Below are 26,822 nucleotides of genomic sequence, written 5' to 3'. Positions count from 1 at the left end.
TGCAACGTGAGGGGCGAGTTCATCCTCGCCCCTTCTTTGTCCCTTTTCTTTGACGCCTTTCCGACAGCCGCGCCCTTTGCTGGCTTCGCCGGAAAACGTCCAATCGTTAGTTGAGCGTATGACAGAAACAGCAGAGAAACAGGAGGTCGTCGCCGCGCGCAATATTCGCGTGCAGTTCGGTGCGGTAAAAGCACTGGATGGCGCCGAACTCGTGATCCGCGAAGGCGAATGTGTGGGGCTGGTCGGCCATAATGGCGCAGGCAAATCCACCATCGTCAATGTCATCAATGGCGGGCTTTCCCCACATGAAGGCAGCATTTCCTATCACGGCGAACCGGGGCATGGCGTTGTGACCGCGCGCAAGCACGGCGTGCGCTGCGTGTTTCAGGAATTGTCGCTGTTTCCAAACCTCACCATTGCGGAAAATGTCCGCATCATGCAACGCGACCTGACCGGCGCGAACTGGCGCGGTAAGGCCGTTGAACTGATCGCCAAGAAGCTCGACGAGATTTTCCCCGGCCACAAGATCGACTGCACTTCCACCATCGATGAGCTTTCCATCGCCGAGCGGCAGATGGTCGAAATCGCCATCAACTTCACCGCGCCCGGCACCGCACCGAAGCTCGTCATTCTGGACGAACCGACCTCCTCGCTCGACGCAGGCATTGCCGCGCAGCTGATGGCCTATGTGCGCCGTTTTGTCGGCACGGGCGGCTCCGTTATCCTGATTTCGCACATGCTGGGCGAAATTCTCTCCACCTCCGACCGCATCGTGGTGATGAAGGACGGCAAGGTGGTCGCCAACCGCGCGGCAAAAGATTTCACCAATCGCAGCCTCGTTGAAGCCATGGGAAGCGTCGAGCGCGAAAAGGCAGCGCGCCGCGTTGCAAAGACCGATGCGAGCGGCACGCCCGTTCTGTCCTTTGCCAAGCGCGCCAGCGACATCAAGCCGTTTCAGGCGTTCAAGGGCGAAGTCATCGGCCTTGCCGGTCTCGCCGGACACGGGCAGACCAAGATGCTGCTCGACCTTTACTATGCGCGGCGGCCAAACTGGGTTCCGGCCCGCACATGCGAAATCGCATTCGTGGCGGGCGACCGCAGCCTCAACGGCACTTTCCCGCTGTGGAGCATTCTGCACAATCTCACCATCGGCTCGCTGGACCGGCTGTCGTCGGCAAAGCTCGTTGACCAAAAGCGCGAAGACACGCTGGGCGGCCAGTGGAAAGACCGTATCCAGATCCGCACGCCGGATATGGGCAACCGCATCCTGTCGCTTTCGGGCGGCAACCAGCAGAAGGTGCTTTTTGCCCGCGCGCTGGCAACCAGCGCCAACGCCATTTTGATGGACGATCCGATGCGCGGCGTCGATGTGGGCACCAAGCAGGAGGTCTATGAAATCCTGCGCCATGAGGCCGAGAACGGGCGCACCTTCGTCTGGTATTCCACCGAAATGGACGAAATCGAACTTTGTGACCGCGTCTATGTTTTCCGCGACGGCGCTATCGTCGCGGAACTGACTGGCGAAGACATTACGGAAAAGAACGTGCTTGCAGCATCCTTTGAGGGAGGACACGAATAATGCGCCTTTCCTCTTCCTCCATCCGCCTGCTGACGCCGGTATTCTCGCTGATTTTGCTCCTTGCTGCCGTCTTCTACATGCAGCCTCGCGCCATGAGCTATACGGGGTTGAACCTGCTGTTCAATCTGGCTGTGCCTATCGCTCTGGCAACCATCGCGCAGATGCTCATCATGGCCGTCAACGATCTTGACCTTTCGATGGGAACCTTTGTGAGCTTTGTCGTCTGCGTCGCGGCGACCTGGCTCAACACGGCTCCCCTCATCGGTGTGCTGATCCTCGCAGCCGCAATCGCCGCTTATGCGGCGCTGGGCGCAATCATTCATTTGCGCAATTTGCCTTCCATCGTCGTAACGCTCGGCATGAGCTTCGTCTGGGGCGGCCTCGCCGTGCTTCTCTTGCCCTCGCCCGGCGGACAGGCACCGGACTGGGCGCGCTGGATCATGACAGCCAAGCCGCCATTCATCCCGATGGCCATCGTCGCCAGCATCGTGATTGCCGTCGTCACGCATTTCATCGTCATGCGCTCGACCTTCGGCGTGCTGATGCGCGGTGCGGGCGGCAATACCCGCTCCATCGAGCGCGCAGGCTGGTCGGTCACGGCCATCCGCGCTGCGACCTATGCGCTGGCCGCCTTTTTTGCCGTGCTGGCCGGGATCGCGCTCGTCGGCCTCACCACCTCGGCGGATGCCAATATCGCGTTACGTTATACGCTGCTTTCCATCGCGGGCGTCATTCTGGGCGGCGGTGAGTTCGTTGGCGGGCGCGTCTCGCCCATTGGCGCGGTGATCGGCGCGCTGACGCTGACACTCGCCGGCTCGTTCCTCTCCTTCATGCGCATCTCGCCGGACTGGCAGATCGGCGCGCAGGGCGGCATTCTCATCGTGGTGCTGGCCTTGCGCCTCTTCCTCAATCGCCTCGAAAAGAGGGAGAAAAAGCAATGAACGGCCTTGCCATTCTCACCAGTCGTCCGTGGATATGGTCGTTTATCGCGACCGCTGCGGTGTGGATTATCACCATTCTCTTCACCGGCGGCACGGGCGCACAAGGCCTGTCGCATGCAGCCTTCACTTTCGCGTCCTTTTCGGTGATCGTTGGTCTCGGGCAGATGTTCGTCATCACGCTCGGCCCCGGCAATATCGACCTGTCGGTGCCTGCCAACATGACGCTTGCCGCCACGCTGGCGCTGAAACTCATGGATACGCAGGACGGCATGATTCTGGCAGGCCTTGCCGTGGCGCTGCTGATCGGACTTGCCATCGGCATCTGCAACTATGCGCTGATCAAGCTCCTGCGCATTCCGCCCATTATTGCCACCCTGTCGATGAGCTTCCTGATCCAGTCCACCGCCATCTGGAGCAATCGCGGACTGCGCGTGAAGCCGCCGGAAAGCCTTGCGCAGTTTACCACCGCCTCCACGCTCGGCATTCCCAATGTCGCCATCGTGGCGCTGATCCTGTCGCTGATCGGCTGGGTGCTTTTGAAGAAGAGCATCTATGGACGCTGGATTTCGGCAATCGGCCAGAACCCCTTCGCAGCCCGCATGGCAGGCGTTCCGGTCGATGGCACACGCTTCGTCACCTATCTGCTCTGCGCGGTGCTGGCCTCGCTCTGCGGCTTTCTGCTGGCCTGCTTTTCCGGCGGCGCGGCGCTAAACATGGGCGCGGAATATCTGCTGATGTCGATTGCCGTGGTCATCATCGGCGGTACGGCGGTTGCGGGCGGCGATTCCAACATCCCTGGTATTTGGGGTGCCGCGCTCTTCATGTTCCTCATAGTCTCGATGCTCAACACCTACGGCTTTGGCGCCGGTGTTCGCCTCGTGCTGACTGGCCTCACCATCATCGCGGTGATCTTCCTTGCCAGCAGTCGCCGGGCAGAGCGTTAAAATTTCTCGGAGTACCTCCCTTGTCTCAGACTGTTTCGATCTACGAAATCCACGACGAACGTTTCAAGCAGATGATCGTGCCGAGCGCCGATCTGGACGAACTTTATAGCGGCTGCCGCTGGGCGGAAGGCCCAGTCTGGTTCAACGACCTGAACTGCCTCTTGTGGAGCGATATCCCGAACCAGCGCATCCTGCGCTGGGTGTCGGGCAGCGAAGTTGGCGGTGGCGTTTCGGTGTTCCGCAATCCGTCCAATTTCTCCAACGGCAATACGCGCGACCGCGAGGGACGCCTCGTCACTTGCGAGCATGGCGGTCGTCGCGTCACGCGCACGGAGCCAGATGGCAGCATCACCGTGCTAGCCGACAGCTATCAGGGCAAAAAGCTGAATGCGCCAAACGATGTCATCGTGCGCTCGGACGGAACGGTGTGGTTCACCGATCCGACCTACGGCATTCTGGCGGATTATGAAGGCTACAAGTCCGACCCGGAACAGCCGACGCGCAATGTCTATCGCCTCGACCCGAAGACCGGCGAAATCGACTCCGTCGTCACCGATTTCCACCAGCCGAATGGCCTTGCTTTCTCGCCGGACGAGACGAAGCTTTATGTTGCCGACAGCGCCTACAGCCACGACGAGAATGCGCCGCGCCATATCCGCGTTTTCGACGTTGTGGATGGCGGCAAGCGCGTGACGGGCGGCGGCATATTCTGCACCATCGACAACGGCCTGCCGGACGGCTTCCGCTTCGATACGGATGGCAATCTGTGGACCAGCGCGGGCGACGGCGTGCATTGCTTCTCGCCGGAAGGCACGCTGCTCGGCAAGATCAAGACGCCGCAGACGGTCGCCAATGTGACCTTCGGCGGCGCCCGCCGCAACCGCCTGTTCATCACGGCCACGAAGTCGCTTTATGCGGTTTATCTCACCGTGACCGGCGCGCAATATCCCTGAACAGTTGTTATGAACCTCACAAAACAAAACCGCCGGAGTTTTGAACTCCGGCGGTTTTGTTTTGGACTATTGCGGGATTATTCCCACTCGATGGTGCCGGGCGGCTTCGAGGTCACGTCGTAGACGACGCGGTTGATGCCGCGGACTTCATTGATGATGCGGGTGGCCGCATTGCCAAGGAAGTTCATGTCATAGTGGTAGAAATCCGCAGTCATGCCGTCCACCGAAGTGACTGCGCGCAGTGCGCAGACGAATTCATAAGTGCGGCCATCGCCCATCACGCCGACGGTCTGCACCGGCAGCAGAACGGCGAAAGCCTGCCAGATGGCATCATAGAGGCCAGCCTTGCGGATTTCATCGAGATAGATCGCATCGGCTTCGCGCAGGATTTCCAGCTTGTCGCGAGTAATGCCGCCCGGGCAGCGGATGGCAAGGCCCGGACCCGGGAACGGGTGGCGACCGATGAAGCTGTCCGGCAGGCCGAGTTCCTTGCCGAGCAGGCGAACTTCATCCTTGAACAATTCGCGCAGCGGCTCAACGAGCTGCATCTTCATGCGCTCGGGCAGGCCACCCACATTGTGGTGCGACTTGATCGTGACCGAAGGGCCGCCTGTGAACGAAACGCTTTCGATGACGTCCGGATAAAGCGTGCCCTGCACGAGGAAATCCGCGCCGCCGAGCTTCTTGGCTTCTTCTTCGAACACTTCGATAAAGAGACGGCCAATCGTCTTGCGCTTCTTTTCCGGATCGCTTTCGCCTTCCAGCGCGCCGATGAAGCGGTCGGATGCGTCCACGAGGATCAGCGGAAGGTTATAATGTTCGCGGAACATTTCCACGACTTGGCTCGCCTCGTTTTTGCGCATCAGACCGTGATCAACGAGGATACAGGTGAGCTGATCGCCAATGGCTTCATGCGCCAGAAGGGCTGCGACAGACGAATCCACGCCGCCGGAGAGAGCGCAGATAACCTTGCCGCTGCCGACCTGCTTGCGGATCGCCTCGACGGCCTGCTCGCGATAGGCGCCCATCGTCCAGCCCGGCTTCACGCCGACAATACGATGAACGAAATTTTGCAACAGCTTGGCGCCATCCGGCGTATGCACGACTTCCGGGTGAAACTGCACGCCGTAATATTTGCGCTTTTCATCGGCAATGGCCGCGAAAGGTGCATTCGGCGAGGTGCCGATGATGGTGAAACCGTCCGGGAGTGCGGTGACGCGGTCGCCGTGGCTCATCCAGACCTGATGGCGGGTGCCCTTGGCCCAGATACCGGCGAAAAGCGGGCTGTCTTCCTGCACGTCGAGGAAGGCGCGACCGAATTCGCGGTCATGGCCGCTTTCGACATTGCCGCCCAGCTGGGCGCACATGGTCTGTTCGCCGTAGCATATGCCGAGAACCGGAATGCCTTCGTCGAAGACCGCCTGCGGCGCGCGCGGCGAGCCGATGTCGGTCGTCGAATGCGGGCTGCCCGAGAGGATGACGCCTTTTGGCTTCAACCGCTGGAATGCCTCTTCCGCAGACTGGAACGGGACGATTTCGCAATAGACATTGGCTTCGCGTACACGTCGCGCAATCAGCTGCGTGACCTGGCTGCCAAAGTCGATGATCAGGATTGTGTCAGGATGTGCCGTGGTGCTCATGTGCAGCATCTATTTAAAAAGTGGTGAGGATGCAATGTTTATGTGGTGGGCATATACGGATTATATGCACTTCCCTCAACAGCGCAGTGACAGGAATGGGGCCTATCCTGACACACCATTGTCAGGAGGTGGCAAAAGTCCACCGGCAATAGCTGCTTCCAGTTCTTCCACTGCGACAGCCATTTTCTCGTCGATGATATGCAGATATTGCGTCCAGTCACCGACATGATGCAGCTCGTCCGCGCCGTCCGAAATGCCGCGCAGGCCATAGAGCGGTACGCCATGAATCTGGCAGGCGCGCAGGCAGGCGAATGTTTCCATGTCCACCATATCCGCGTCGATGGTCTCATAGACATTGCCGGAAACGATATTGGCGCCGGTCGATAGCGTGGCGCTGGCAACACCTTCCACCTGAAACGGCAGCTTGATCATCTTCGGCAGATCGAGAAATGGCGTCAGCCCCTTTTCGAAGCCGAGCGGCGAGGCGTCCATGTCGCGATAGGAGACGGCGGAGACCTGAAACACTTCCGCCTGCGGTAGTTTTGCCGACCCCGCCGAGCCGAGCGAAATCACCAGATCGGGCTGCTCACCGTCGATTTCCATGCGGAACAGCGCGCGGGACAGATTGATCGCCGCCTCGACCGGGCCGACGCCGATCATCAGCGGATCGAAGAGCTTGGCCAGATGACGCCCATATTCGGCGTCGGCAGCCATGACATAAAGCAGGCGTCGTCCGGCAACAGTCTTCAGCATGCGCGCCAACCCCTATCCTTGCAAACCCTTGCGATCCTGCACGACCATCATCGTGCCTGTCATTGTGGCGATGAGCCGAACTTCCGTATCGGTAACGGCAAAAGCCTGCCCGTCGCTGACCATGATCGTGCGGCCGGGCTTGGTGACCTCGCCGCGAAACAGGAAGCGCTCGCCCTTGCCGGGCGCAAGCAGATTGACTTTGAATTCAATCGTCAGCACCGCCGCGTCGGCGGGCATCAGGGTCAGCGCCGCATAGCCGCAGGCAGAATCGAGCGCCGCGGAAATCATGCCCGCATGCAGAATGCCGTGCTGCTGGGTGAGTTCCTCGCGGAACGGCATTTCCACTTCGACAATACCGGGTTCGCATCGCGTCAGCTCTGCGCCGATCAGTTTCATGGCGGCCTGCCGCCCGAAACTCTCCTCGACGCGTTCCTTGAAATCCGGTTCGGCTATGCGATGCGCTGACATTTGTTCCCCGATTTATGAAGCTTTCTTCATCACACTTACATAAAACCCGTCCGTGCCGGTGGACAATGGCGAAAACACACTGCCATGCGACGGAAACACCGGTTCCGCGCCATCGGCATCCGTTACGACAGACTGCCACAGCGCTTGCGCGGGCATTTCGGTAAAATCAGGATTGTCGGCCAGAAAGCGCGCAACCTGCCGCGTGTTTTCTTCTGCAAACAACGAACAGGTGACATAGGCCAGACGACCGCCCGGTTTCACATAATGCCTGGCCGCTTCCAGCACTTCCTGTTGATCCTGAACCCGACGCTCAAGCTGCTGGTCATTCAGCCGCCATTTTGCATCCGGCCTGCGCCGCCAGGTGCCGGAGCCGGTGCAAGGCGCATCGGTCAGAACGAGGTCCATATGGCCGGTGAGGGGGTCCAGCGCATCCAGATTGCCATGCACCTGCGTATTGCGCACGCCAGCCCGCTGCAAGCGTTCATGCATCGGCGAAAGCCGCGCCCGCTCCGCATCATAGGCGTGCACCTGCCCCTTGTTTTGCATGGCTGCTGCCAAGGCCAGCGTCTTGCCACCAGCGCCCGCGCAATAATCGAGAACCTGTTCGCCGGGTTTGGCTCCGGCAAAAAGTGCGGCGAGCTGTGAACCCAGATCCTGCACTTCGAACCAGCCATCGAGAAAGGCCTGTTCGCCCTGCACATTCGGGTGACGGCCCAGCGCTTCGATCGGCGGAATGCGTAATGCCTGCGCCAGAAATGGCGCGGGAGCAGCACCTGCTTTTTCCAGCGCTGCGAGTGTCTGTTCCGGCTTTGCCTTCAGGCTGTTGACGCGCAGATCGACCGGCGGGCGGGTGGCAAGCGCCTTGCCTTCTTCCACCCAGCGTTCGCCGAAAAGCTCTTGAAGCGAGGCGGCACACCATTCCGGCACATCGGCCTGAACATAATCGGGTGCGGCAGCGCTATCGCGGCTTTCCCAGGCGATACGGCGTGCCTGTTCCAGCGTTTCAGGTGCGAACTTGTCGCCATCCAGCGCTGCGTCGATGGCAGCAATATCCATGCCACCATCGGCCAGCAAAGCGCCAAAGGCCAGAGCGCGCGCATCGTCGGCATCCATGCGCCATGCGATGGAGAGTTTGCGGCGCAGTGCGTCATAGACAATGTTGCCAATCACCGCGCGGTCGCCCGCGCCTGCGAAACGATGAGCGGAACCCCAGTCCTTCAGCACATCAGAAGCCGGGCGTTTGCCCGCTTCGATATCGCCCAGAACCTCGATTGCCGCCTGCAGGCGTCCACCAAGCCGCATTGCTTCTCCTTACTAACTAACTGTCACGGCATAGCCTTCCTTGCAGGCAAAAGGCAATCGCCAAATCAAAACAAAAGCCGGAGCGCGAGGCTCCGGCTTTCATGCGCTTCAATACGAAGCGAGTTTGCCTTACATGCCGCCCGGATAGTTCGGGCTTTCACGGGTAATGGCGACGCCGTGCGAATGGCTTTCGCGCAGGCCCGCATTGGAAATGCGGACGAAGGTTGCCTTTTCGCGGAATTCTTCCAGTGTCTTCGCGCCGACATAGCCCATCGAGGCGCGCAGGCCACCGGCAAGCTGGTGCAACACAGCCGAGATCGGCCCCTTGTAAGCGACCTGACCTTCGATGCCTTCCGGCACGAGCTTCAGCTCGTCGCGCACTTCCGCCTGGAAGTAACGGTCTGCCGAACCGCGGGCCATAGCGCCGACCGAGCCCATGCCGCGATAGGATTTGAACGAACGGCCCTGATGCAGATAGACCTCGCCCGGGCTTTCTTCCGTACCGGCCAGAAGCGAACCGGCCATGGCGGCGACAGCACCGGCAGCAAGTGCCTTGGCGAAATCGCCCGAGAACTTGATGCCGCCATCGGCGATGACCGGAATGTTCTGCTTATGCGCTGCTTCCACCGCCGACATGATGGCCGAAAGCTGCGGCACGCCGACACCGGCAACGATACGCGTCGTGCAGATCGAGCCCGGTCCGATACCGACCTTGACGGCATCCGCACCGGCATCGATCAATGCCTGCGTACCGCCCGCGGTGGCGACATTCCCAGCCAGAATGGCGACATTGGGATAGGCCTTCTTGATGCGTGCGACAGCATCGAGAACGCGCTGCGAATGACCATGCGCTGTATCGACCACCAGAAGATCGACGCCTGCTTCGATCAGGCGTTCGGCGCGTTCATAACCGTCTTCGCCAACGCTGGTTGCAGCGGCTGCACGCAGACGGCCCTGCGCATCCTTGGCGGCATTCGGGTTGAGCTGCGACTTTTCGATGTCCTTGACGGTGATCAAACCAACGCAACGGCCCTTGTCGTCAACGACGAGCAGCTTTTCGATACGGTGAGCATGCAGAAGACGCTTGGCTTCTTCCTGATTGACGTTTTCGCGCACCGTGATGAGGTTTTCGCGGGTCATCAATTCATAGATCTTCTGAGCCGGATCGGAGGCAAAACGCACGTCACGGTTGGTCAGAATGCCGACGAGACGGCCCGGACCCTTGGTGGCGTTTTCAACGACCGGAATGCCGGAAATGCCATGCGCCTTCATCAGCGCCTGCGCATCGGCCAGTGTCGCATCCGGGCCGATGGTGACCGGGTTGACGACCATGCCGGATTCGAATTTTTTCACCTGACGGACTTCTTCGGCCTGACGTTCCGGCGTGAGATTGCGGTGAATGACGCCGATGCCGCCTGCCTGCGCCATGGCGATGGCGAGACGCGATTCCGTCACCGTGTCCATGGCGGCGGAGAGAAGCGGCAGATTGAGTTCGATATCCTTGGCGATGCGGGTGCGCAGGTCCACCTGACCCGGCATGACTTCGGAATGGCCCGGCTGCAGGAGCACATCGTCGAATGTGAGAGCGAGAGCGCCGGTGGGCGATTCCACGATTTTTGCCATTGCCAATTCCTTTGAATAAGAAAAGCCGCCTCTCCGGGAAATGTCCGGGAGCAGCGACAATCAGGGTTTACTTGGTTGAATTGGCACCGGCTGGTAACACGGTTATGACCAAATGGAAAGCCTTTTGCTTACAAGTTTCAGTTACCGCTAAGAATTAGCGTGATAGACCGCATAGGACATGTACCCGTCCCGAGGGGAGATAATGCGAAAGTCGTATAAGCGCGTTCCGTTGATCCGCCGTTCCAGAGCGATGTGGATGTCGCCACGGCTTTGGAAACCAAGGCTCGTTTTCTGGTGCGGCGCGCTCGCCATCGGCATCATCAGCGTCGGTTTTGCAGAAGCCGCCGATATCGCGCAGGATTGGTTCAAGGCGTTGACGGACGGCACCGGCGGCAATGTCTGGCGCGCATGGCTGCCGCTTGTGATCACGCCGCTCGGCTTCATGGCTTGCTCATGGATCGCCATTGCCTGGTTTCCGAATTCCGGCGGCAGCGGTATTCCCCAAGCCATCGCGGCGCGGCATCTCGACGATCATCAGGACCGGTCCCTGCTTCTCTCCATTCGCGTTGCAGTCGGCAAAATACTGCTGACCGTCGCCGGTCTTTTCTGCGGCGCATCCATCGGGCGCGAAGGCCCGACGGTACAGATCGGCGCATCGATCATGCTGCAATCGGCGCGGATCGGCGGCATGGAACAGGCGCGCGGGCTTATCCTTGCCGGATCGGCCGCCGGTATCGCCGCCGCCTTCAACACGCCGCTGGCCGGGATTGTCTTCGCGATTGAGGAAATGGGCCGCGCCTATGCGGCGCGCACCAACGGGCTGGTGCTGTCCGCCGTCATTCTGGCTGGTCTCGCCTCGCTCGGTCTGGTCGGCAACTACAATTATTTCGGCATGACCACCGTTACGGCAACGACCGCCCGCGACTGGGTTCTGGTCGTCGCCTGCGGCGTGATAGGCGGCGCTTTCGGCGCGGTTTTCAGCGCGCTTGCGCTCAATCTGGGGCGGCGTGTGCGCCGCCATGTGCAGAAGGTGCCGCTGCGCAACGCTGTGTTGTTCGCCGGTATTTGCGGTCTTCTGGTCGCGATTATCGGCATCGCTTCAGGCGGCGCGACGTTCGGCACCGGCTATGATCAGGCGCGCGGCGCGGTCGAGGGCGCGGCCTTGCCGCCATTCTATTTCGTTGAAAAATTCGTCGCCGGTTTGCTTTCGATGATTTCGGGCATTCCGGGCGGCATTTTCGCCCCGTCGCTTTCGGTCGGCGCAGGTCTCGGCAGCACCATCGGCCTTGTGCTCGGCACCAGCGCGAGCCTTGCCGCCGTGCTGGGCATGGCGGGTTATTTTGCCGGCGTCGTGCAGGCCCCGATGACGGCTTTCGTCATCATTCTCGAAATGACCGGCAATCATAACAATGTCATTCCGCTGATGTGCGCCTCAATGCTCGGTTACGGTACGGCGCGGCTCATCTCCAACGAGCCGCTCTATCATGCCCTGTCGCGCACCTTCGTGGCGGATGTGCTGCGCCAACGTCGCGCACGCGAAAAGAATGCGCTTTCGGAGTAAAGCGTTCAATGGAGGAGAAAACTGTTTATGGATCGCAGAACATTCGGCAAATCGCTTGCGGGGCTGGGAGCAATGCCCTTTGTCGTCAGCGCGGCATCGGCAGCGAGCACGGGAGGAAAGAGCATGCTTGAACTTATGGGCGGAAGCATTTCGGATGTACCAGGGATCAAGCTTGGCCATCACACGCTGACCAAGCGCCCGACCGGCTGCACCGTTCTCTTATGTGAAGAAGGCGCTTCGGCTGGCGTCGATGTGCGCGGCTCCGCGCCCGGCACACGCGAAACGGACCTGCTCGATCCGATCAATTATGTGCAGCAGGTGCAGGCCATTCTCCTGTCCGGCGGCAGCGCCTACGGTCTGAGTGCGGCGACCGGCGTCATGCGCTATCTGGAAGAAAACAAGCTCGGTTTCAAGATCGGCAGCGGCGTGGTGCCGATTGTGCCAGCCGCCATCCTGATGGATCTCGGCGTCGGCGATTTTTCGATCCGCCCCGATGAGGAAGCCGGCTATCTCGCCTGCAAGGCGGCCAAGGCGGAAGCCTCCGGTGAAGGCAATATCGGCGCTGGCGCTGGCGCGACGGTCGGCAAGATGTTCGGCAAGGATTTCGCCATGAAGGGCGGCCTTGGCACGGCAAGCTACACGGTGCCGGGCACAGAAATCGTGGTCGGCGCAATCGTTGCCGTCAACGCGGTCGGCGATGTCTATGCGCCCAGTTCGCGCCAGATTCTGGCCGGTGCGCGCACCGAGGACGGCAAGGGTTTCCGCGATACGATGCAGGCCATCATGCAAGGCCACGGCGTCGTCAAATCCGGCGGGGCCAACACGACCATCGGGGCGATTGCCACCAATGTGCCGTTCAACAAGGCGGAACTGAAGAAGATTGCAGGCATGGCCCATGACGGCTTTGCGCGCACCATCAATCCGATCCACACCATGTGGGACGGCGACACGATTTTCGCCCTCTCGACAGGCAAGGCCAAGGATGTGGAAGCGGACGTGACCGCCATCGGCGCCATCGCTGCAACGGTCATGGCGGATGCTGTCGCGCGGGCGATCGTTAACGCTGAAAGCCTTAACGATTTGAATTTACCCGCCTATAAGGATTATCACCCGCAATAGGGTAGATAACTTTGCACCATTGAGGGGATCGGTCCTGTATCGAAATAAGGTTATAAGATATCTGGCCATGCTCGATGGTGCAGTTTCGCAAGAAGGCAGAGTGAAGGCATGAGTGGCAGTTCCCTTAAATTTGGCACCAGCGGTCTCAGGGGATTGGCGGATGAGCTGAACGGCTTGCCCGCCTATGCCTATTCGCTCGCCTTTGTGCGAATGCTCGCCGAAAGCGGCAAGCTAAAAAAAGGTGCGGAGGTTTTCGTCGGACGTGACCTTCGCCCGTCCAGCCCCGACATTGCCGCGCTTTGCATGGCAGCCATTGAAGACGCTGGCTTTACGCCGGTGAATTGCGGTGTGCTGCCCACCCCGGCACTCAGCTTTTACGCCATGGCGAAACAGGCACCCTCCATCATGGTGACGGGAAGCCATATTCCCGACGACCGCAATGGCCTGAAATTCTATCGCGCCGATGGCGAAATCGACAAGACCGACGAACAGGGGATCAGCGCGGCCTATGCCGCCCTGCCCGCAGACCTGACCGCCCGTCATTTCAGCAATGATGCACAAAGTGATGCCGCGACCAGCGCCTACGAGAAACGTTATATCGATTATCTGGGCCGCGGCGCGCTCAAGGGCCTGCGCGTCGGCGTCTACCAGCACTCGTCGGTCGCCCGCGATGTTATAACGGATATTCTGACCGCGCTTGGCGCGGAAACCATTGCCATTGGGCGCTCCAACACTTTTGTGCCCGTCGATACCGAGGCATTGCGCCCGGAAGATATCCGGCTTCTCGACCAGTGGGCCAAGGAAAACCGCCTTGACGCCATCGTTTCCACGGATGGCGATGCGGACAGGCCGCTGATTGCCGATGCAAGCGGCCAGTTCGTGCGCGGCGATCTCGTCGGCGCAATCACCGCAAGCTGGATCGGCGCGGATACAATCGTCACGCCGGTCACGTCCAATGCGGCACTGGAAGAATGCGGGCGTTTCGCCCGCGTTGTCAGAACCCGCGTCGGCTCGCCCTATGTCATCGAAGGCATGCACCGTGCCAAGTCCGAGGGTGCAAAGATCACCGTCGGTTTCGAAGCCAATGGCGGCGTGCTTTTGGGCAGCGACAGTACCCGCAAAAGCCACACGCTGTCCGCGCTGCCAACCCGCGACGCACTTTTGCCGATCCTCGCCTGCCTAAGCGCGATCAAGGAGCAGGGCAAGCCGCTTGCGGAAATCGGCGCGGCTTTCAACTTTCGCATTGCGCTTAGCGACCGTCTGCAAAATGTTCCGCAGGAAAAGAGCGGCGCGTTTCTCGCCATCCTCAAGGATGAAGCGGGGCGCAAGGCGCTGTTTCCGTCCAATGATGCGATCATCCGGTCTGAAGCCATTGATGGCGTCAAACTGTTCTTCCATTCCGGCAATGCCGTCCATTATCGCGCTTCCGGCAATGCGCCGGAATTACGCTGCTATGTGGAAGCGGCCAATGAAAACCAGGCCGCCGAACTTCTGGCCATGGGCCTCGATATCGCCCGCAACGCAACAAAGGATGCCTGAGCAATGAGCTTTATTCCTGTCATCATCAGCGGCGGTTCCGGTTCAAGGCTCTGGCCGCTTTCGCGCGATGCTCACCCCAAGCCCTTCATCGAATTGCCCGACGGCAGCACGCTGATCGGTAAGACCTATAACCGGGCGGCACGGCTTGAAGGCGTCGATCACATCCTGACTGTCACCAATCGCGATTTTCTGTTTTTGACGCTCGACGCCTATGCGGACGCCAAGGCACCCAAGACCGATAATGCGTTTCTGCTGGAGCCGCTGGGTCGCGATACCGCGCCTGCGGTAGCACTCGCCGCCATGCATGCCGCCGCGACATACGGCCCCGATGCCACGCTTCTGGTGATGCCTGCCGATCATCTGATCGAAAACGAGCCCGCCTTTGCGGAAGCCGTCCAAAAAGCACAACAGCTTGCCGAAACCGGTCGCATCGTGACATTCGGCATTGTGCCGGATCACCCGGAAACGGGTTTTGGCTATATCGAGGCGGACGGCGTGGACGTGCTGCGCTTTGTCGAAAAGCCGGATGCGCAAACCGCGCAGGCCTATGTCGAGAGCGGACGCTATTTCTGGAATTCGGGCATGTTCTGCTTTACCGCGAGAACCATGCTGGAAGCGATGCGCGCCCACGCGCCGGAGATTTTCAACGGCGTGCAGGCCTCGCTTGAAAATGCGCGACGCGGCGTCAATGGCGACACCAAGACAATCGAAATTCCAAAGGACGAGTTTGCCGCGACCCCGGCCATTTCCATCGATTATGCCATCATGGAGAAGGCCGACAATATTGCCTGCATTCCGGTTTCCTGCGGCTGGTCGGATATCGGCTCCTGGGCGGCCATGGCCGACCTGATAAATCCGGACGCGGACGGAAACCGCCTGCGCGGCGAAACCGTTCTGGAAGACACGACCAATAGTTTCGTGCTGTCGGAGACCCGGCTGGTCAGCCTTGTCGGCGTGCACGACCTTTTAGTCGTCGATACACCGGACGCGCTGCTCGTCGCCCATCGCGACAAGGCGCAGGATGTGCGCAAGGTTTTCAACCGTCTGCGCGCCGATGGCCACGAAGCCGCCAAGCTGCACCGCACCGCCCATCGCCCATGGGGCACCTACACCGTGCTGGAAGAGGGCGACGGCTTCAAGATCAAGCGCATCGAGGTGAAGCCCGGACGCCGCCTCAGCCTTCAGGCGCATCATCACCGTTCTGAACACTGGATCGTCGTGTCCGGCACCGCCAAGGTGACCAATGGCGACCGGGAAATTCTGCTGACCAACAACCAATCGACCTATATTCCCTGCGGCTTCAAGCACCGTCTGGAAAATCCTGGCATTCTGCCCCTGGTGTTGATCGAAGTGCAGAGCGGCGAATATCTCGGCGAAGACGATATCGTGCGGTTCGACGATATTTACGGTCGGGTATAAAAGACCAGCGCCGACGAAGTTTTCTCCGTCGGCGCTTGTTTGAATTCAATCAGTTGAAAGCGCCGCTGTCGCTTTTGCTTTCCGGGCGTTCCGCCGCGACCTTCTGGCGATAACCGCTGGCGCGATAGGCGGCAATCGGTTCGATCGCCCCGCCGGTGCGGCGGCGCGCTTCGGCCAAAATCGGCTCGACATCGGTGCGATAAGCGCGTTTCAGCGTATCCGACGCCATCAGCGCATCGTTTTCCTGCTGATAGGTTTCCAGCGCCTCGCGGTCTACCAGCAGCGCTTGCGCATAGGCGCGGCGGATTTCATTTGCCGACGAAATAAGGCTCTCCAGCGGATCGGTCACATTGTGCGACTGGTCGATCATATGGGCCGGATTGAAATCCTTCACGCCGCGATAATCGGCATCGACCAGCTCGTTGAACACCAGAAACAGCCGATAGGGATCGATGGAACCGGCGTCGAGATCGTCATCGCCATATTTGCTGTCGTTGAAATGGAAACCGCCGAGTTTGCCGAACTGCATCAGCCGCGCCACGATCATTTCGATATTGGTGTTGGGCGCATGATGGCCAAGATCGACCAGACATTGCGCTTTGGGACCAAGCGTCGAGGCGATCAGATAGTTTGTGCCCCAGTCCTGAACCACCGTCGAATAGAAGGCCGGTTCATACATCTTGTGTTCGGAAAACAGCCGCCAGTCGTCGGGCAGAGCCTTGTAGATTTCGCCCATCGAAGCCAGATAGCGCTCGAAAGCACGGGTGAAATTCTGCTGGCCGGGGAAATTGGACCCGTCGCCGAGCCACACCGTCAGCGCCTTGGAGCCGATGGTATTGCCGATCTCGATACATTCGAGATTGTGCTCGACCGCCTGCGCCCGCACCGCCGGATCGACATGGGTGAGCGATCCGTATTTGTAGGACAGTTTTTGGTCAGCCGAATCCGAAAACGTGTTGGAGTTCATCGCGTCGAAGCCGAGACCAAGCGCTTCGGCATGGGCTTTCAGCTTCTTCGGATCGGTCTTGTCCCACGGGATATGCAGCGAAACATTCGGCGTCGCACGCGAAAGCTCGTTGATGACGGCGCAATCGTCCAGCTTGTCGAAAATGCCGCGCGGCTCGCCCTTGCCTGGAAAACGACCGAAACGGGTGCCGCCCGTGCCCGTACCCCATGACGGCACGGCGACGAAATAGCTTGCCACCTTGTCGGTGATGGTGTCGATCTCGATGCCGCGGCGCGAAAGCTGTTCGCCCAGCGCCTGATAATCGCTTTTCAGCGCATTTTCGAAACCGGAATTATGCTCGGCGATAAAATCCGCCGAAATACGTTGATCGGACATGGTTCCTCCCAGAATGTCCTCATTATACGGTCAGCGCGGAAAGCTCTGCTGGTTCCCGGCATCGACATTGATGATGTTACCGGTTGATTTTGCCGAAGCGTCGCTGGCGAGGAAATAGATCGCCTCGGCAATATCTTCCGGCAGCACATTGAGCTTCAACAGCGACCGCTTGCGATAATGCTCCTCCAGCTCCGAAACGTCGATCTTGGAGGACGCCGCGCGCTGTTCGCGCCACTCGCCATCCCAGATCTTGGAACCGCGCAGAACTGCATCCGGATTGACCACATTGACGCGGATACCGGCATCGGCACCTTCCAGCGCCAGACAGCGGGCCAGATGGATTTCAGCAGCCTTGGCCGTGCAATAGGCGGACGCATTGGGCGATGCGGCCAGACCATTCTTGGAGGCGACGAACACCACATTGCCGCCGATCTTCTGGCGGCGGAACAGACGGAACGCCTCCCGCGAAACGAGGAAATAGCCGGTCGCCAGAATGTCGATATTGCGGTTCCACATCGACAATTCGGTCGCTTCGACAGGAGCCGATGACGCAATGCCTGCATTGGAGACCAGAATGTCGATGCCGCCGAGTTCAACGCTGGCCTCGACAAAGGCGTTTGCGACGCCCTTTTCGTCGGTCACGTTCAGTTCGACGCTGCGCACCTGATCAGCGCCAAAACGCTTCGATAGATTGGCGTGAGCGGATTTGAGCGATTCTGCGTCAATATCCGCCAGAACCACGCAAGCGCCCTCGCCCGCCAGCCGCTCGGCGGTGGCATAGCCGATGCCGCCAGCGCCACCCGTGATAAGCGCAATGCGCCCGGCAAGGCTTTTCGGCTTCGGCATGCGTTGCAGCTTGGCTTCCTCAAGCAGCCAATATTCGATGTCGAAGGCTTCCTGTTCCGGCAGTCCCTGATATTCGGACACGGCAGATGCGCCGCGCATGACATTGATCGCATTGACATAGAACTCGCCGGCGATACGCGCTGTCGCCTTGTCGCGGGCAAAGGACAGCATGCCGACGCCGGGGATCAGGAAAATCACCGGATTGGGATCGCGCATTTTGGGCGAATTGTCGTGTTTGCAGGTCTCATAATAGCGCTTGTAATCGGCGCGATAGGCTTCGAGCGCATCCTCAAGCCCGGCAACGATGGCGTCCACATCCGGCTTGGCCGGATCGAAATTGACGACCAGCGGGCGGATTTTGGTGCGCAAAAAATGATCCGGGCAGGATGTGCCCAAAGCGGCCAGCGGGCGCAGTTCCTTCGCATTCACGAATTCCAGCACCGCATCCTGATCGTCGAAGTGACCGAGCTTACGCTCTTCCTTGCCGATAAGACCGCGAATTTCCGGCATCAGTCGCGCTGCAATGGCGCGGCGCTCGGAGGCCGCGAGACTTTGTGTGACAGCACCGCCGAAAGCGGGTTTGCCTGCCATCTTCTGGTCCAGCCATTCAATGGCTTTGTTGATGATGGCGAGCGTGGTTTCGTAACAGGTCTTCGCATCATTGGCCCAGGTGAAAAGCCCATGACTTTCAAGAACAACGCCTTTGGCCTTTGGATGCGCCTTGACGAAAGCCTCAAGATCGAGACCGAGCTGGAAGCCCGGGCGACGCCACGGCAGCCAGCCAATATCGTCACCGAAAATCTCGGCCGTCAGCTCGCGGGAATTCCTGGAGGCAGCAATCGCGATGATCGCATCGGGATGCATGTGATCGACATGGCTGAAAGCGACAAAACCATGCAGCGGCGTATCGATGGATGCGGCCCTCGGATTGAGGTTGAAGGTGCAATGCGGCAGGAAGCCGACCATGCGGTCCTCATCCTCGACGCCCTTATAGATGCCTTTCAGCGCATCGAGCTTGTCCTGATAAAGCGTGGCGAAACCGTCGAGCTTGATGGTGCCCACATCGCCGCCCGAACCCTTGACCCAGAGAACTTGAACCTTTTCGCCGGTCAACGGATCGATTTCCTCGACCTTGGCAGAGGTGTTGCCGCCGCCATAATTGGTGATGCGCTTGTCTGACCCGAGCAGATTGGAGCGGTAAAGCAGCTTTCCCGGCTCATCCAGCGTTGCCGCCTTGGCGTCGTCCCAGCGATTATCGAGCAGCCGATTGCTGTCCACCATGTCATCCTCCCAAGTCTGTATGGCCAATCGCGTCGCGCACCTTCCCATGCGCGAGCGATCATGTTGGCGGCAGATATGACGCATGAAACGAAATACTGTCAATCACAAACAATCATAACCGATCAAATATTTCACGCATGTGCGAATTATTGATTGTTTGTGATTGACATGCGCCACCAATTTGAGAATAGATGGAAGCAGGAGGAGCCATGCACGAAAGAGAGCGCCACCGCATCATCCTGAGCGCTGTTCAGGAAAAGCCGGTGATCACCATTCAGGATCTGGTGGAATTGACGGAGGCGTCGGAAGCGACCCTTCGGCGCGATATCGCATCGTTGCATATGCAGGGCCGCATCAAGCGTGTGCGCGGTGGAGCGGAAGCCATCCATCCGCCGCAGTTCGGCAGTCTGGCCGGGCGTCCCTTCAAGGTTTCGGAATCCGAAAATGGCGACCGCAAGCGCGCCATCGCCCGTGAAGCCGTGGCGCTTTGCGATGAAGGCGACAGCATCATTATCAATGGCGGCTCCACGACATTCCAGATGGTGCATTATCTGACGGCGCGCCGCCTTCAGGTGCTGACGAATTCCTTCGCCATTGCCGAACATCTGTTGCGGCAGTCGAAAAGCACGGTGATCGTGCCCGGTGGCGCGATCTATCGCGACCAGAGCCTGATCCTTTCGCCTTTCGACAATGACGTCATCCGTAATTTTTACGGTCGGCGCATGTTCATGGGCTGTCAGGGTATCAGCCCGCTCGGCGTGATGGAATCCGACGCACTGATCATCCAGAGCGAACAGAAACTGATGGGCCAGGCGGACGAGCTCGTCCTGATGGTCGATTCATCGAAATTCACCCGCCGTTCCAGCCTCATCCTTTGCCCGCTCGACCGTGTCAGCACGCTGATCACCGATGACGGCATTTCCGATGAGGCGCGGCGGATGGTGGAAAATGCGGGTATCCGGCTGATTGTAGCGCAGGCTTCCGCAAATGCCGGCAAGGGTGGCGAACAGGGGGATTCCGCCGAGGTTGCCTGAGCCAACTCTATTATCATCCCGGCCAATGCCGGGATCGTTGTGAAAATATGTCTTTATACTGGGAGGAATGAGACATGAAACTTTTCAAGAAACTCGCACTCGGTACTGCGCTGGCCGTCGCCTTCATGGCCGCCCAAGCACAGGCCGCCGACATCAAGATCGCGCTCGTCGCGAAGTCGCTCGGCAACGGCTTCTTTGAAGCCGCCAACAAGGGTGCGCAGGAAGCCGCCAAGGAACTGGGCGGCGTTGAGGTCATCTATACCGGCCCGACCACCACGACCGCCGAAGGCCAGATTGAAGTCATCAATTCGCTGATCGCCCAGGGCGTCAACGCCATCGCCATTTCCGCCAACGACCCGGATGCGGTCGTACCGGCGCTGAAAAAGGCCGCCCAGCGCGGCATCAAGGTGATTTCGTGGGATTCCGGCGTGGCTCCGGCTGGCCGTATCGTGCATTTGAACCCATCGTCCAACGAGCTGATTGGCAAGATGTGCCTGAAGCTTGTTGCCGACCACCTGCCAGACGGCAAGGGTGATTTTGCGATCCTGTCGGCCACCACCACCTCGACCAACCAGAATATCTGGATCGGCGAGATGAAGAAGCAACTGAAGGACTTCCCCGGCCTCAATCTGGTCACGACCGTCTATGGCGACGATCTTGCCGACAAGAGCTATCGTGAAGCACAAGGCCTCCTGAAGTCGAACCCGAACGTCAAGGTCATCGTGGCGCCGACCACCGTGGGCGTTCTGGCTGCTTCGCAGGCCGTGAAGGATGCGGGCAAGATCGGTGATGTCTATGTGACGGGCCTTGGCCTGCCGTCTGAAATGGCTGGCGCCATCAAGTCGGGCGCGACCAAGGAATTCGCCATCTGGAATCCGATTGATCTCGGCTATTCCGCAACCCAGATCGCCTATCACCTCGTCAAGGGTGATGCCGATGGCAAGCCGGGTTCCGAAATCGATGCCGGACGCATGGGCAAGATCAAGATCGGCGAAAACGGCGAAGCCGCGATGAGCGATCCTTTCGTCTATGACGAAAAGAACATCGACCAGTTCTCCAAGGTCTTCTGATCGGAAAGCGCATCCCGAAAGGATGCGCATTCATGAAAAGAGGCGGCATTCGCTGAACGGATGCCGCCTCCCATTCCCCGGATTCGATTTCAGGTGTCTGCAATGAATGCAGCTTTTCTCTCAAGCGGTGATTCCAGCGGTGAGCAGACGGTGCTTGCCCCGACGGATCAGCCCATTCTGGAAATGCGCGGCATTGCCAAGACATTTCCCGGTGTGCGTGCGCTCGATGACGTCAATATCGCGCTCTATCCCGGTAAGGTAACGGCATTGATCGGCGAGAACGGCGCGGGCAAGTCCACGCTCGTGAAAATCCTCACCGGCATTTATCAGCCCGATGAAGGCGAAATCCTCATCGACGGCAATCCGGTGCATCTGGCGACCGCACAGGATGCGACCGATCACGGCGTAACGGCCATTCATCAGGAAACCGTGCTCTTTGACGAATTGTCGGTGGGCGAAAACATCTATCTCGGCCATGCGCCGCGCACGAAACTCGGCTTCGTCAACTGGAAGGCCGTCTATGCCCGTTCGCAGGCGCTGCTTTCCTCGCTGGAAACGACGGTCGATGCCCGGATAAAGCTCAAGGAACTTTCCATCGCCCAGCGCCATCTGGTCGCCATTGCTCGCGCGCTGTCGGTGGATTCGCGCATCGTCATCATGGACGAGCCGACCGCGGCCCTGTCGCGCAAGGAAGTGGACGACCTGTTTCGCATCGTGGCGCGGCTGAAAGCGCAGGGCAAAGCCATCCTGTTCATCAGCCACAAATTCGATGAAGTCTACGAAATCGCCGATAATTATGCGGTTTTCCGCGACGGACACGCCGTCGGCCACGGTACGCTTGCCGATACGCGGCAGAACGATATCGTGCGTATGATGGTCGGGCGGTCTGTCGATCAGGCCTTCCCCAAGCAGAATGTCACCATCGGCAAGCCGGTGTTGAAGGTTGAAAACTATTCGCACCCGACCGAGTTTCGCGACATTTCCTTTGAGCTGCGCAAGGGGGAAATTCTCGGCGTTTACGGCCTTGTCGGCGCGGGACGCTCGGAATTCGCACAATCGCTGTTCGGTATCACCAAGCCATCGCGTGGCCGTGTGACGCTTGAAGATCGCGAGATCAGCATCCGCCGCCCCGGCGACGCGGTGGCGCATGGCATTGTCTATGTGCCGGAAGAGCGCGGACGCCACGGCGCGGTGCTGCAACTACCGATCTTTCAGAATGTTTCGCTGCCGTCGCTCGCCCGCACCTCGCGCAATGGTTTTTTGCGCATGGCCGAAGAACTGGCGCTGGCGCGTAAATATGCCGAGCGCTTCGACCTGCGCGCCGCCGCCCTTTCCGTCCCGGTCGGAACGCTGTCTGGCGGCAATCAGCAGAAGGTCGTCATCGGCAAGTGGCTCGCCACAAATCCGAAGGTCATCATTCTCGACGAACCGACCAAGGGCATCGATATCGGTTCCAAGGCCGCGGTTCACGCCTTCATCAGCGAACTCGCCGCCGAGGGTCTCAGCATCATCATGATCTCGTCGGAACTGCCGGAAATCATCGGCATGTCGGACCGCGTGATGGTCATGCGCGAGGGCCTGATGGAAGGCGTCTTCGAACGCGCAAGCCTCGACGCGGAAGTGCTGGTGCGCGCCGCCACGGGCAATGCCGAGGAGGCTGCGGAGTAGATCATGAAACAATTGCCGAAACAGCGGGAACTCCTGCTCCTCGTCATCATCGCGCTTCTGGTGGGCCTGTTCGCCAGCCGCGCGCCGGGCTTTGCCAGCGTCGGCAATCTGGCGGGCATCTTCAACGACACGTCGATCCTGATCATCATCGCGCTCGGCCAGATGGCGGTTATCCTGACCAAGTCGATCGATTTGTCGGTTGCTGCCAATCTCGCCTTTACCGGTATGGCCGTGGCGATGCTGAACGCGACCTATCCCGGTCTGCCGCTGGTGCTGCTGATCGTGCTTGCCATCGGCATTGGCGCTGTTCTGGGCGCGATCAACGGCATTCTCGTCTGGAAGCTCAACATTCCGGCGATTGTCGTCACGCTTGGCACGCTCACCATCTATCGCGGCATGGCCTTTGTGCTGTCCGGCGGCGCATGGGTGAATGCGCACCAGATGACAGCGCCCTTTCTCAACACGCCACGCACGCCTTTTCTCGGCCTGCCGCTCCTCGGCTGGACGGCAATCCTGATCGTCGCGCTCGTCTATGTGCTGCTGACGCGGACATTTTTCGGACGCGCCCTTTATGCGTCCGGCGGCAATCCGACCGCCGCCGTCTATACCGGCATCGATGTGGGTCGCACGCGCTTCTTTGCCTTCGTGTTGTCGGGGGCCCTCGCCGGACTATGCGGTTATCTCTGGGTGTCGCGCTATGCCGTCGCCTATGTGGATGTGGCCGCCGGTTTCGAACTCGACAGCGTTGCGGCCTGCGTCATCGGCGGCATCTCGACGCTTGGCGGCATCGGCACGGTAGCCGGTGCGGTTCTGGGCGCGCTGTTTCTCGGTGTCATCAAAAACGCTTTGCCGGTTATCGACATTTCACCCTTCTGGCAGATGGCGATTTCCGGTTCCGTCATCATTCTGGCGGTGATTTTCAATGCGCGGCAGGAAAAGCGGCGCGGACGCATCATCCTGCGCGATAAGGCCGCGAAGACTTATGAGGAGGTTGCGGCATGAGCGAGACCGATACCAACGACCAGCGCCGTCACATTCCAGACCGCCTAGGCACGCCCTTCTCGCGCATCTTCGCCAGCTGGGAAATGCTGCTGCTTGGCGTGGCGATTGCGATCTTCATCGCGAATTCCTTCGCCTCGCCCTATTTTCTCGATGCCTGGAACCTCTCCGACGCCACGTTCAACTTCACGGAAAAGGCGCTGATTGCCTTTGCGATGACGCTTCTGATCATTTCCGGTGAAATCGACCTCTCGGTCGCCGCGATCATCGCGCTTTCCTCGACGGCCATGGGCGCGGCCGCGCAGGCGGGCGTCGGCACGCCGGGTCTGGTCGCCATCGGCATCGGCACGGGCCTTGTCTGCGGCGCGATCAATGGCGGGCTGGTGGCCGGGCTGAAACTGCCATCCATCGTCGTGACCATCGGCACGATGAGCCTTTTCCGCGGTATTTCCTATATCGTGCTCGGCGATCAGGCCTTTGGCGGCTATCCGGAAAGCTTTGCCTATTTCGGACAGGGCTATGTCTTCTGGGTGATCTCGTTCGAATTTGCGCTGTTCGTTCTGTTCGCTGTGCTGTTTGGCGTTCTGCTGCATGCCACCAGCTTCGGACGCCGCGTCTATGCCATCGGCAACAATGAATTCGCGGCGCGCTTTTCTGGTATTCCGGTTGAAAAAACCAAATTCGTGCTGTTCCTGATGACCGGCGTGATGAGCGGTATCGCTGCCGTCTGCCTGACCTCGCGCCTCGGCTCCACACGCCCGTCCATCGCGCAAGGCTGGGAGCTGGAAATCGTCACCATGGTCGTGCTGGGCGGCGTTTCGATCCTCGGCGGATCAGGCACCATTGTCGGCGTGGTGATTGCCGCTTTCGTGATGGGCCTCGTGACCTTCGGGCTAGGCCTTCTCAATGTGCCGGGCATCGTCATGTCGATCTTCATCGGCCTTCTGCTGATTATCACCATTTCGCTGCCGATCCTGATCCGACAGTTCAGAGCGAGGCGCACGGCATGACGACGGAACGCTATGCATTTCGCATGACGCTCAATCCCGGCATGGAGGCCGAATATCGCCGCCGCCATGACGAAATCTGGCCGGAACTGGTAGAACTTCTGCACACGGCAGGCGTGTCGGACTATGCCATCTATCTCGATGAAGAAACCAATAGCCTGTTTGGCGTGCTGACGCGCAGCGCCGGACACGGCATGGCCGCCCTGCCCGACCATCCAGTGATGAAAAAATGGTGGGCGCATATGGCCGATATCATGGCGACGAACCCTGATAATTCGCCAGTTTCCGTCGATCTCAAGCCAGTGTTTCACATGTCATGAAGCGCATCGCCATTCTCGATATCGGCAAGACCAATGCCAAAGTCGTCATACTCGATGCGGCAGGCGGCGAGGAAATTGCCGCGCGCCGCATGCCGAACACTGTACTTCGCGACGGCCCCTATCCGCATTATGATATCGAGGCGCTATGGCGCTTCTTTCTGGCAAGTCTCTCGGAATTTGCGCTGGAGCCGGGTTTCGATGCCATTTCCATCACCACGCATGGCGCATCGGCGGCCCTCGTTGCTGAAGACGGCACGCTGGCAATGCCGGTACTCGACTATGAGCTTGAATATCCAGCCGAGATTCGTGCCGCCTATGCAGCCATAAAACCGGACTTTCGCGATACTTTTTCGCCGACCCTGTCGCTTGGCCTTAATCTCGGTGCGCAGCTTCACTATCTGAAAACGGCCTTCCCCGCCGATTTTGCGCGCACGCATTTCATATTCACCTATCCGCAATATTGGGCCTGGCGTCTGACCGGCATTGCCGCGTCAGAAGTCACGTCGCTTGGCTGTCACACGGATTTGTGGCTACCGAAGCAATCTGCTTTTTCGGCGCTTGTCGACCGTCTGGACATTCGCGAAAAATTCCCGCCGCTGCGCTCCGCCTTCGACGCGCTTGGGCCGCTGATGCCAGCGATCGCGATGGAAATAGGACTGCCCTTGCCCGTTACGGTACATTGCGGCATTCACGATTCCAATGCTTCGCTGCTCGCCCATCTGATGGATCGCGAAGGCGCGTTTTCGGTGGTTTCGACGGGCACTTGGGTGGTGAGCTTCGCCGTGGGCGGCAATCTCGACGGGCTAGACCCAAAACGCGACACGCTGGCCAATGTCGATGCCTATGGCTGTACCGTGCCTTCGGCGCGTTATATGGGCGGGCGCGAATTCGATCTGATGACCGAAGGGCTGCAAAGACCCTCCCCCACCGAATACGATGCCCTTGCCGCGCAGATTCTGCATCACGGGATCATGGCTCTGCCTTCCGCCGTTCCGAACTGTGGCCCTTTCCCCAACACGCATCTGCGTTGGCGCAATGCGGATCAGGCGAGCGATGCCGAACGTTATGCTGCCGCGTGCGTCTATGCCGCGCTGATGACGGAAAGCTGCCTTGGCCTGCTGGGTGCTAGGGGGCCTATTGTGGTCGAAGGCCCTTTTTCCGATAATGCTATTTATCTGAAAGCATTGGCGAATTTCTCGGGACGCGAGGTTGAAGCCATTGCCGGATCGACGGGAACGGCCACCGGTGCCGGGCTTCTGGCGGGTGCGACGCCGAAGGAAAAGCACGGCAGAACCTATCAGCCGGATAATGACGCTTCCGGCAATGTCTATGCCGCTTATCGCGCGCAATGGCTGGAAGCCGTCACGCCGCAACCAGCGCACTGACCGGCAACGCCCACTCCCAAAAAGTTGTC

Annotated in this window: 22 protein-coding genes; 15 read left to right on the top strand and 7 right to left on the bottom strand. The window is 59.6% G+C overall.

What is annotated here, in order from left to right:
- Positions 1–118 precede the first annotated feature (118 nt).
- The 4 genes from ABWW11_RS18575 to ABWW11_RS18560 all read left to right on the top strand — a co-directional run bounded on the left by ABWW11_RS18575 (position 119) and on the right by ABWW11_RS18560 (position 4,417).
- Positions 119–1,579: a sugar ABC transporter ATP-binding protein gene (locus ABWW11_RS18575; RefSeq protein ID WP_109367925.1), complete on the top strand. Its 1,461-nt coding sequence runs from the start codon at positions 119–121 to the stop codon at positions 1,577–1,579.
- Complete coding sequence (locus ABWW11_RS18570; RefSeq protein ID WP_121538390.1) at positions 1,579–2,520, top strand: ABC transporter permease; 942 nt, start codon at positions 1,579–1,581, stop codon at positions 2,518–2,520. The genes ABWW11_RS18575 and ABWW11_RS18570 overlap by 1 nt, the downstream gene beginning before the upstream one ends.
- Complete coding sequence (locus ABWW11_RS18565) at positions 2,517–3,464, top strand: ABC transporter permease (RefSeq protein WP_109367927.1); 948 nt, start codon at positions 2,517–2,519, stop codon at positions 3,462–3,464. Before ABWW11_RS18570 ends, ABWW11_RS18565 begins: the two co-directional genes overlap by 4 nt.
- 71 nt (positions 3,465–3,535) lie before the next feature.
- The gene (locus tag ABWW11_RS18560) at positions 3,536–4,417 is read left to right on the top strand and encodes an SMP-30/gluconolactonase/LRE family protein (protein WP_109368050.1); all 882 of its coding nucleotides are present in this window, start codon (positions 3,536–3,538) and stop codon (positions 4,415–4,417) included.
- Positions 4,418–4,494: 77 nt separating this feature from the next.
- On the opposite strand, the gene guaA is transcribed toward ABWW11_RS18560, so the two are convergent.
- The 5 genes from guaA to guaB all read right to left on the bottom strand — a co-directional run bounded on the left by guaA (position 4,495) and on the right by guaB (position 10,203).
- Positions 4,495–6,057, bottom strand: a complete 1,563-nt coding sequence (gene guaA / locus ABWW11_RS18555) for a glutamine-hydrolyzing GMP synthase (protein WP_109368051.1) — start codon at positions 6,055–6,057, stop codon at positions 4,495–4,497.
- Between the two features lie 102 nt (positions 6,058–6,159).
- Positions 6,160–6,810 carry a 5'-methylthioadenosine/S-adenosylhomocysteine nucleosidase gene (locus ABWW11_RS18550; RefSeq protein ID WP_109368052.1) on the bottom strand — a complete coding sequence of 217 codons (651 nt, stop codon included), beginning with the start codon at positions 6,808–6,810 and terminating at the stop codon, positions 6,160–6,162.
- A gap of 12 nt (positions 6,811–6,822) precedes the next feature.
- Positions 6,823–7,278 carry a PaaI family thioesterase gene (locus ABWW11_RS18545; RefSeq protein WP_109367928.1) on the bottom strand — a complete coding sequence of 152 codons (456 nt, stop codon included), beginning with the start codon at positions 7,276–7,278 and terminating at the stop codon, positions 6,823–6,825.
- Positions 7,279–7,290: 12 nt separating this feature from the next.
- Positions 7,291–8,580, bottom strand: coding sequence for an RsmB/NOP family class I SAM-dependent RNA methyltransferase (locus ABWW11_RS18540; protein ID WP_109367929.1), 1,290 nt, complete (start codon positions 8,578–8,580; stop codon positions 7,291–7,293).
- A gap of 129 nt (positions 8,581–8,709) precedes the next feature.
- Positions 8,710–10,203: an IMP dehydrogenase gene (gene guaB, locus ABWW11_RS18535; protein WP_109367930.1), complete on the bottom strand. Its 1,494-nt coding sequence runs from the start codon at positions 10,201–10,203 to the stop codon at positions 8,710–8,712.
- 202 nt (positions 10,204–10,405) lie between these two features.
- Between guaB and ABWW11_RS18530 the strand changes: the two genes are divergently transcribed.
- From ABWW11_RS18530 to ABWW11_RS18515, 4 genes are all read left to right on the top strand, one after another.
- Positions 10,406–11,764: a chloride channel protein gene (locus ABWW11_RS18530; RefSeq protein WP_109367931.1), complete on the top strand. Its 1,359-nt coding sequence runs from the start codon at positions 10,406–10,408 to the stop codon at positions 11,762–11,764.
- Between the two features lie 27 nt (positions 11,765–11,791).
- A complete protein-coding gene (locus ABWW11_RS18525; RefSeq protein ID WP_109367932.1) occupies positions 11,792–12,883 on the top strand; it encodes a P1 family peptidase in 1,092 nt (363 codons plus the stop codon).
- A gap of 108 nt (positions 12,884–12,991) precedes the next feature.
- The gene (locus tag ABWW11_RS18520; protein WP_109367933.1) at positions 12,992–14,422 is read left to right on the top strand and encodes a phosphomannomutase; all 1,431 of its coding nucleotides are present in this window, start codon (positions 12,992–12,994) and stop codon (positions 14,420–14,422) included.
- 3 nt (positions 14,423–14,425) lie between these two features.
- Positions 14,426–15,841: a mannose-1-phosphate guanylyltransferase/mannose-6-phosphate isomerase gene (locus ABWW11_RS18515; protein WP_109367934.1), complete on the top strand. Its 1,416-nt coding sequence runs from the start codon at positions 14,426–14,428 to the stop codon at positions 15,839–15,841.
- Positions 15,842–15,890: 49 nt separating this feature from the next.
- Here the strand turns inward: ABWW11_RS18515 and rhaI are convergent, their stop codons facing one another.
- Both rhaI and ABWW11_RS18505 read right to left on the bottom strand, forming a co-directional pair.
- A complete protein-coding gene (rhaI, locus tag ABWW11_RS18510) occupies positions 15,891–17,183 on the bottom strand; it encodes an L-rhamnose catabolism isomerase (RefSeq protein ID WP_109366809.1) in 1,293 nt (430 codons plus the stop codon).
- A gap of 30 nt (positions 17,184–17,213) precedes the next feature.
- Complete coding sequence (locus ABWW11_RS18505; protein ID WP_109366810.1) at positions 17,214–19,310, bottom strand: bifunctional rhamnulose-1-phosphate aldolase/short-chain dehydrogenase; 2,097 nt, start codon at positions 19,308–19,310, stop codon at positions 17,214–17,216.
- A 209-nt stretch (positions 19,311–19,519) separates the two neighbouring features.
- On the opposite strand from ABWW11_RS18505, the gene ABWW11_RS18500 reads away from it, so the two are divergent.
- The 7 genes from ABWW11_RS18500 (at position 19,520) to ABWW11_RS18470 (ending at position 26,793) form a co-directional block, all read left to right on the top strand.
- Positions 19,520–20,344: a DeoR/GlpR family DNA-binding transcription regulator gene (locus ABWW11_RS18500; RefSeq protein WP_109366811.1), complete on the top strand. Its 825-nt coding sequence runs from the start codon at positions 19,520–19,522 to the stop codon at positions 20,342–20,344.
- 74 nt (positions 20,345–20,418) lie between these two features.
- Positions 20,419–21,414, top strand: a complete 996-nt coding sequence (gene rhaS / locus ABWW11_RS18495) for a rhamnose ABC transporter substrate-binding protein (RefSeq protein ID WP_109366812.1) — start codon at positions 20,419–20,421, stop codon at positions 21,412–21,414.
- A 102-nt stretch (positions 21,415–21,516) separates the two neighbouring features.
- Complete coding sequence (locus ABWW11_RS18490; protein ID WP_167836088.1) at positions 21,517–23,082, top strand: sugar ABC transporter ATP-binding protein; 1,566 nt, start codon at positions 21,517–21,519, stop codon at positions 23,080–23,082.
- A gap of 3 nt (positions 23,083–23,085) precedes the next feature.
- Positions 23,086–24,084 (top strand): ABC transporter permease, encoded by a 999-nt coding sequence (locus ABWW11_RS18485; protein WP_109366813.1) that lies wholly within the window; start codon positions 23,086–23,088, stop codon positions 24,082–24,084.
- On the top strand, positions 24,081–25,091 hold the full coding sequence (locus tag ABWW11_RS18480) for an ABC transporter permease (protein ID WP_109366814.1): 1,011 nt from the start codon (positions 24,081–24,083) through the stop codon (positions 25,089–25,091). The genes ABWW11_RS18485 and ABWW11_RS18480 overlap by 4 nt, the downstream gene beginning before the upstream one ends.
- A complete protein-coding gene (gene rhaM / locus ABWW11_RS18475; RefSeq protein ID WP_109366815.1) occupies positions 25,088–25,408 on the top strand; it encodes an L-rhamnose mutarotase in 321 nt (106 codons plus the stop codon). Before ABWW11_RS18480 ends, rhaM begins: the two co-directional genes overlap by 4 nt.
- The gene (locus tag ABWW11_RS18470; protein WP_109366816.1) at positions 25,405–26,793 is read left to right on the top strand and encodes an FGGY-family carbohydrate kinase; all 1,389 of its coding nucleotides are present in this window, start codon (positions 25,405–25,407) and stop codon (positions 26,791–26,793) included. The genes rhaM and ABWW11_RS18470 overlap by 4 nt, the downstream gene beginning before the upstream one ends.
- The last annotated feature ends 29 nt before the right edge of the window (positions 26,794–26,822 follow it).

It is taken from the genome of Brucella sp. NBRC 113783 (assembly GCF_040372265.1).
GTDB classification, from domain to species: Bacteria; Pseudomonadota; Alphaproteobacteria; order Rhizobiales; family Rhizobiaceae; genus Brucella; species Brucella teleogrylli.
Note: the sequence above shows the minus strand (reverse complement) of the source record. Positions and strands in the feature narration are given on the sequence as shown.

Excerpts from the sequence above, each read along its gene's own strand:
- ABWW11_RS18525 (WP_109367932.1), top strand. The coding sequence starts at position 11,792 with ATGGATCGCAGAACATTCGGCAAATCGCTTGCGGGGCTGGGAGCAATG.
- ABWW11_RS18505 (WP_109366810.1), bottom strand. The coding sequence starts at position 19,310 with ATGGTGGACAGCAATCGGCTGCTCGATAATCGCTGGGACGACGCCAAG.
- ABWW11_RS18545 (WP_109367928.1), bottom strand. The coding sequence starts at position 7,278 with ATGTCAGCGCATCGCATAGCCGAACCGGATTTCAAGGAACGCGTCGAG.
- guaB (WP_109367930.1), bottom strand. The coding sequence starts at position 10,203 with ATGGCAAAAATCGTGGAATCGCCCACCGGCGCTCTCGCTCTCACATTC.
- ABWW11_RS18550 (WP_109368052.1), bottom strand. The coding sequence starts at position 6,810 with ATGCTGAAGACTGTTGCCGGACGACGCCTGCTTTATGTCATGGCTGCC.
- ABWW11_RS18540 (WP_109367929.1), bottom strand. The coding sequence starts at position 8,580 with ATGCGGCTTGGTGGACGCCTGCAGGCGGCAATCGAGGTTCTGGGCGAT.
- ABWW11_RS18565 (WP_109367927.1), top strand. The coding sequence starts at position 2,517 with ATGAACGGCCTTGCCATTCTCACCAGTCGTCCGTGGATATGGTCGTTT.
- ABWW11_RS18575 (WP_109367925.1), top strand. The coding sequence starts at position 119 with ATGACAGAAACAGCAGAGAAACAGGAGGTCGTCGCCGCGCGCAATATT.
- ABWW11_RS18560 (WP_109368050.1), top strand. The coding sequence starts at position 3,536 with ATGATCGTGCCGAGCGCCGATCTGGACGAACTTTATAGCGGCTGCCGC.
- ABWW11_RS18485 (WP_109366813.1), top strand. The coding sequence starts at position 23,086 with ATGAAACAATTGCCGAAACAGCGGGAACTCCTGCTCCTCGTCATCATC.
- ABWW11_RS18470 (WP_109366816.1), top strand. The coding sequence starts at position 25,405 with ATGAAGCGCATCGCCATTCTCGATATCGGCAAGACCAATGCCAAAGTC.
- rhaM (WP_109366815.1), top strand. The coding sequence starts at position 25,088 with ATGACGACGGAACGCTATGCATTTCGCATGACGCTCAATCCCGGCATG.
- ABWW11_RS18500 (WP_109366811.1), top strand. The coding sequence starts at position 19,520 with ATGCACGAAAGAGAGCGCCACCGCATCATCCTGAGCGCTGTTCAGGAA.
- ABWW11_RS18490 (WP_167836088.1), top strand. The coding sequence starts at position 21,517 with ATGAATGCAGCTTTTCTCTCAAGCGGTGATTCCAGCGGTGAGCAGACG.
- ABWW11_RS18480 (WP_109366814.1), top strand. The coding sequence starts at position 24,081 with ATGAGCGAGACCGATACCAACGACCAGCGCCGTCACATTCCAGACCGC.
- ABWW11_RS18515 (WP_109367934.1), top strand. The coding sequence starts at position 14,426 with ATGAGCTTTATTCCTGTCATCATCAGCGGCGGTTCCGGTTCAAGGCTC.
- guaA (WP_109368051.1), bottom strand. The coding sequence starts at position 6,057 with ATGAGCACCACGGCACATCCTGACACAATCCTGATCATCGACTTTGGC.
- ABWW11_RS18570 (WP_121538390.1), top strand. The coding sequence starts at position 1,579 with ATGCGCCTTTCCTCTTCCTCCATCCGCCTGCTGACGCCGGTATTCTCG.
- rhaI (WP_109366809.1), bottom strand. The coding sequence starts at position 17,183 with ATGTCCGATCAACGTATTTCGGCGGATTTTATCGCCGAGCATAATTCC.
- ABWW11_RS18530 (WP_109367931.1), top strand. The coding sequence starts at position 10,406 with ATGCGAAAGTCGTATAAGCGCGTTCCGTTGATCCGCCGTTCCAGAGCG.
- ABWW11_RS18520 (WP_109367933.1), top strand. The coding sequence starts at position 12,992 with ATGAGTGGCAGTTCCCTTAAATTTGGCACCAGCGGTCTCAGGGGATTG.
- rhaS (WP_109366812.1), top strand. The coding sequence starts at position 20,419 with ATGAAACTTTTCAAGAAACTCGCACTCGGTACTGCGCTGGCCGTCGCC.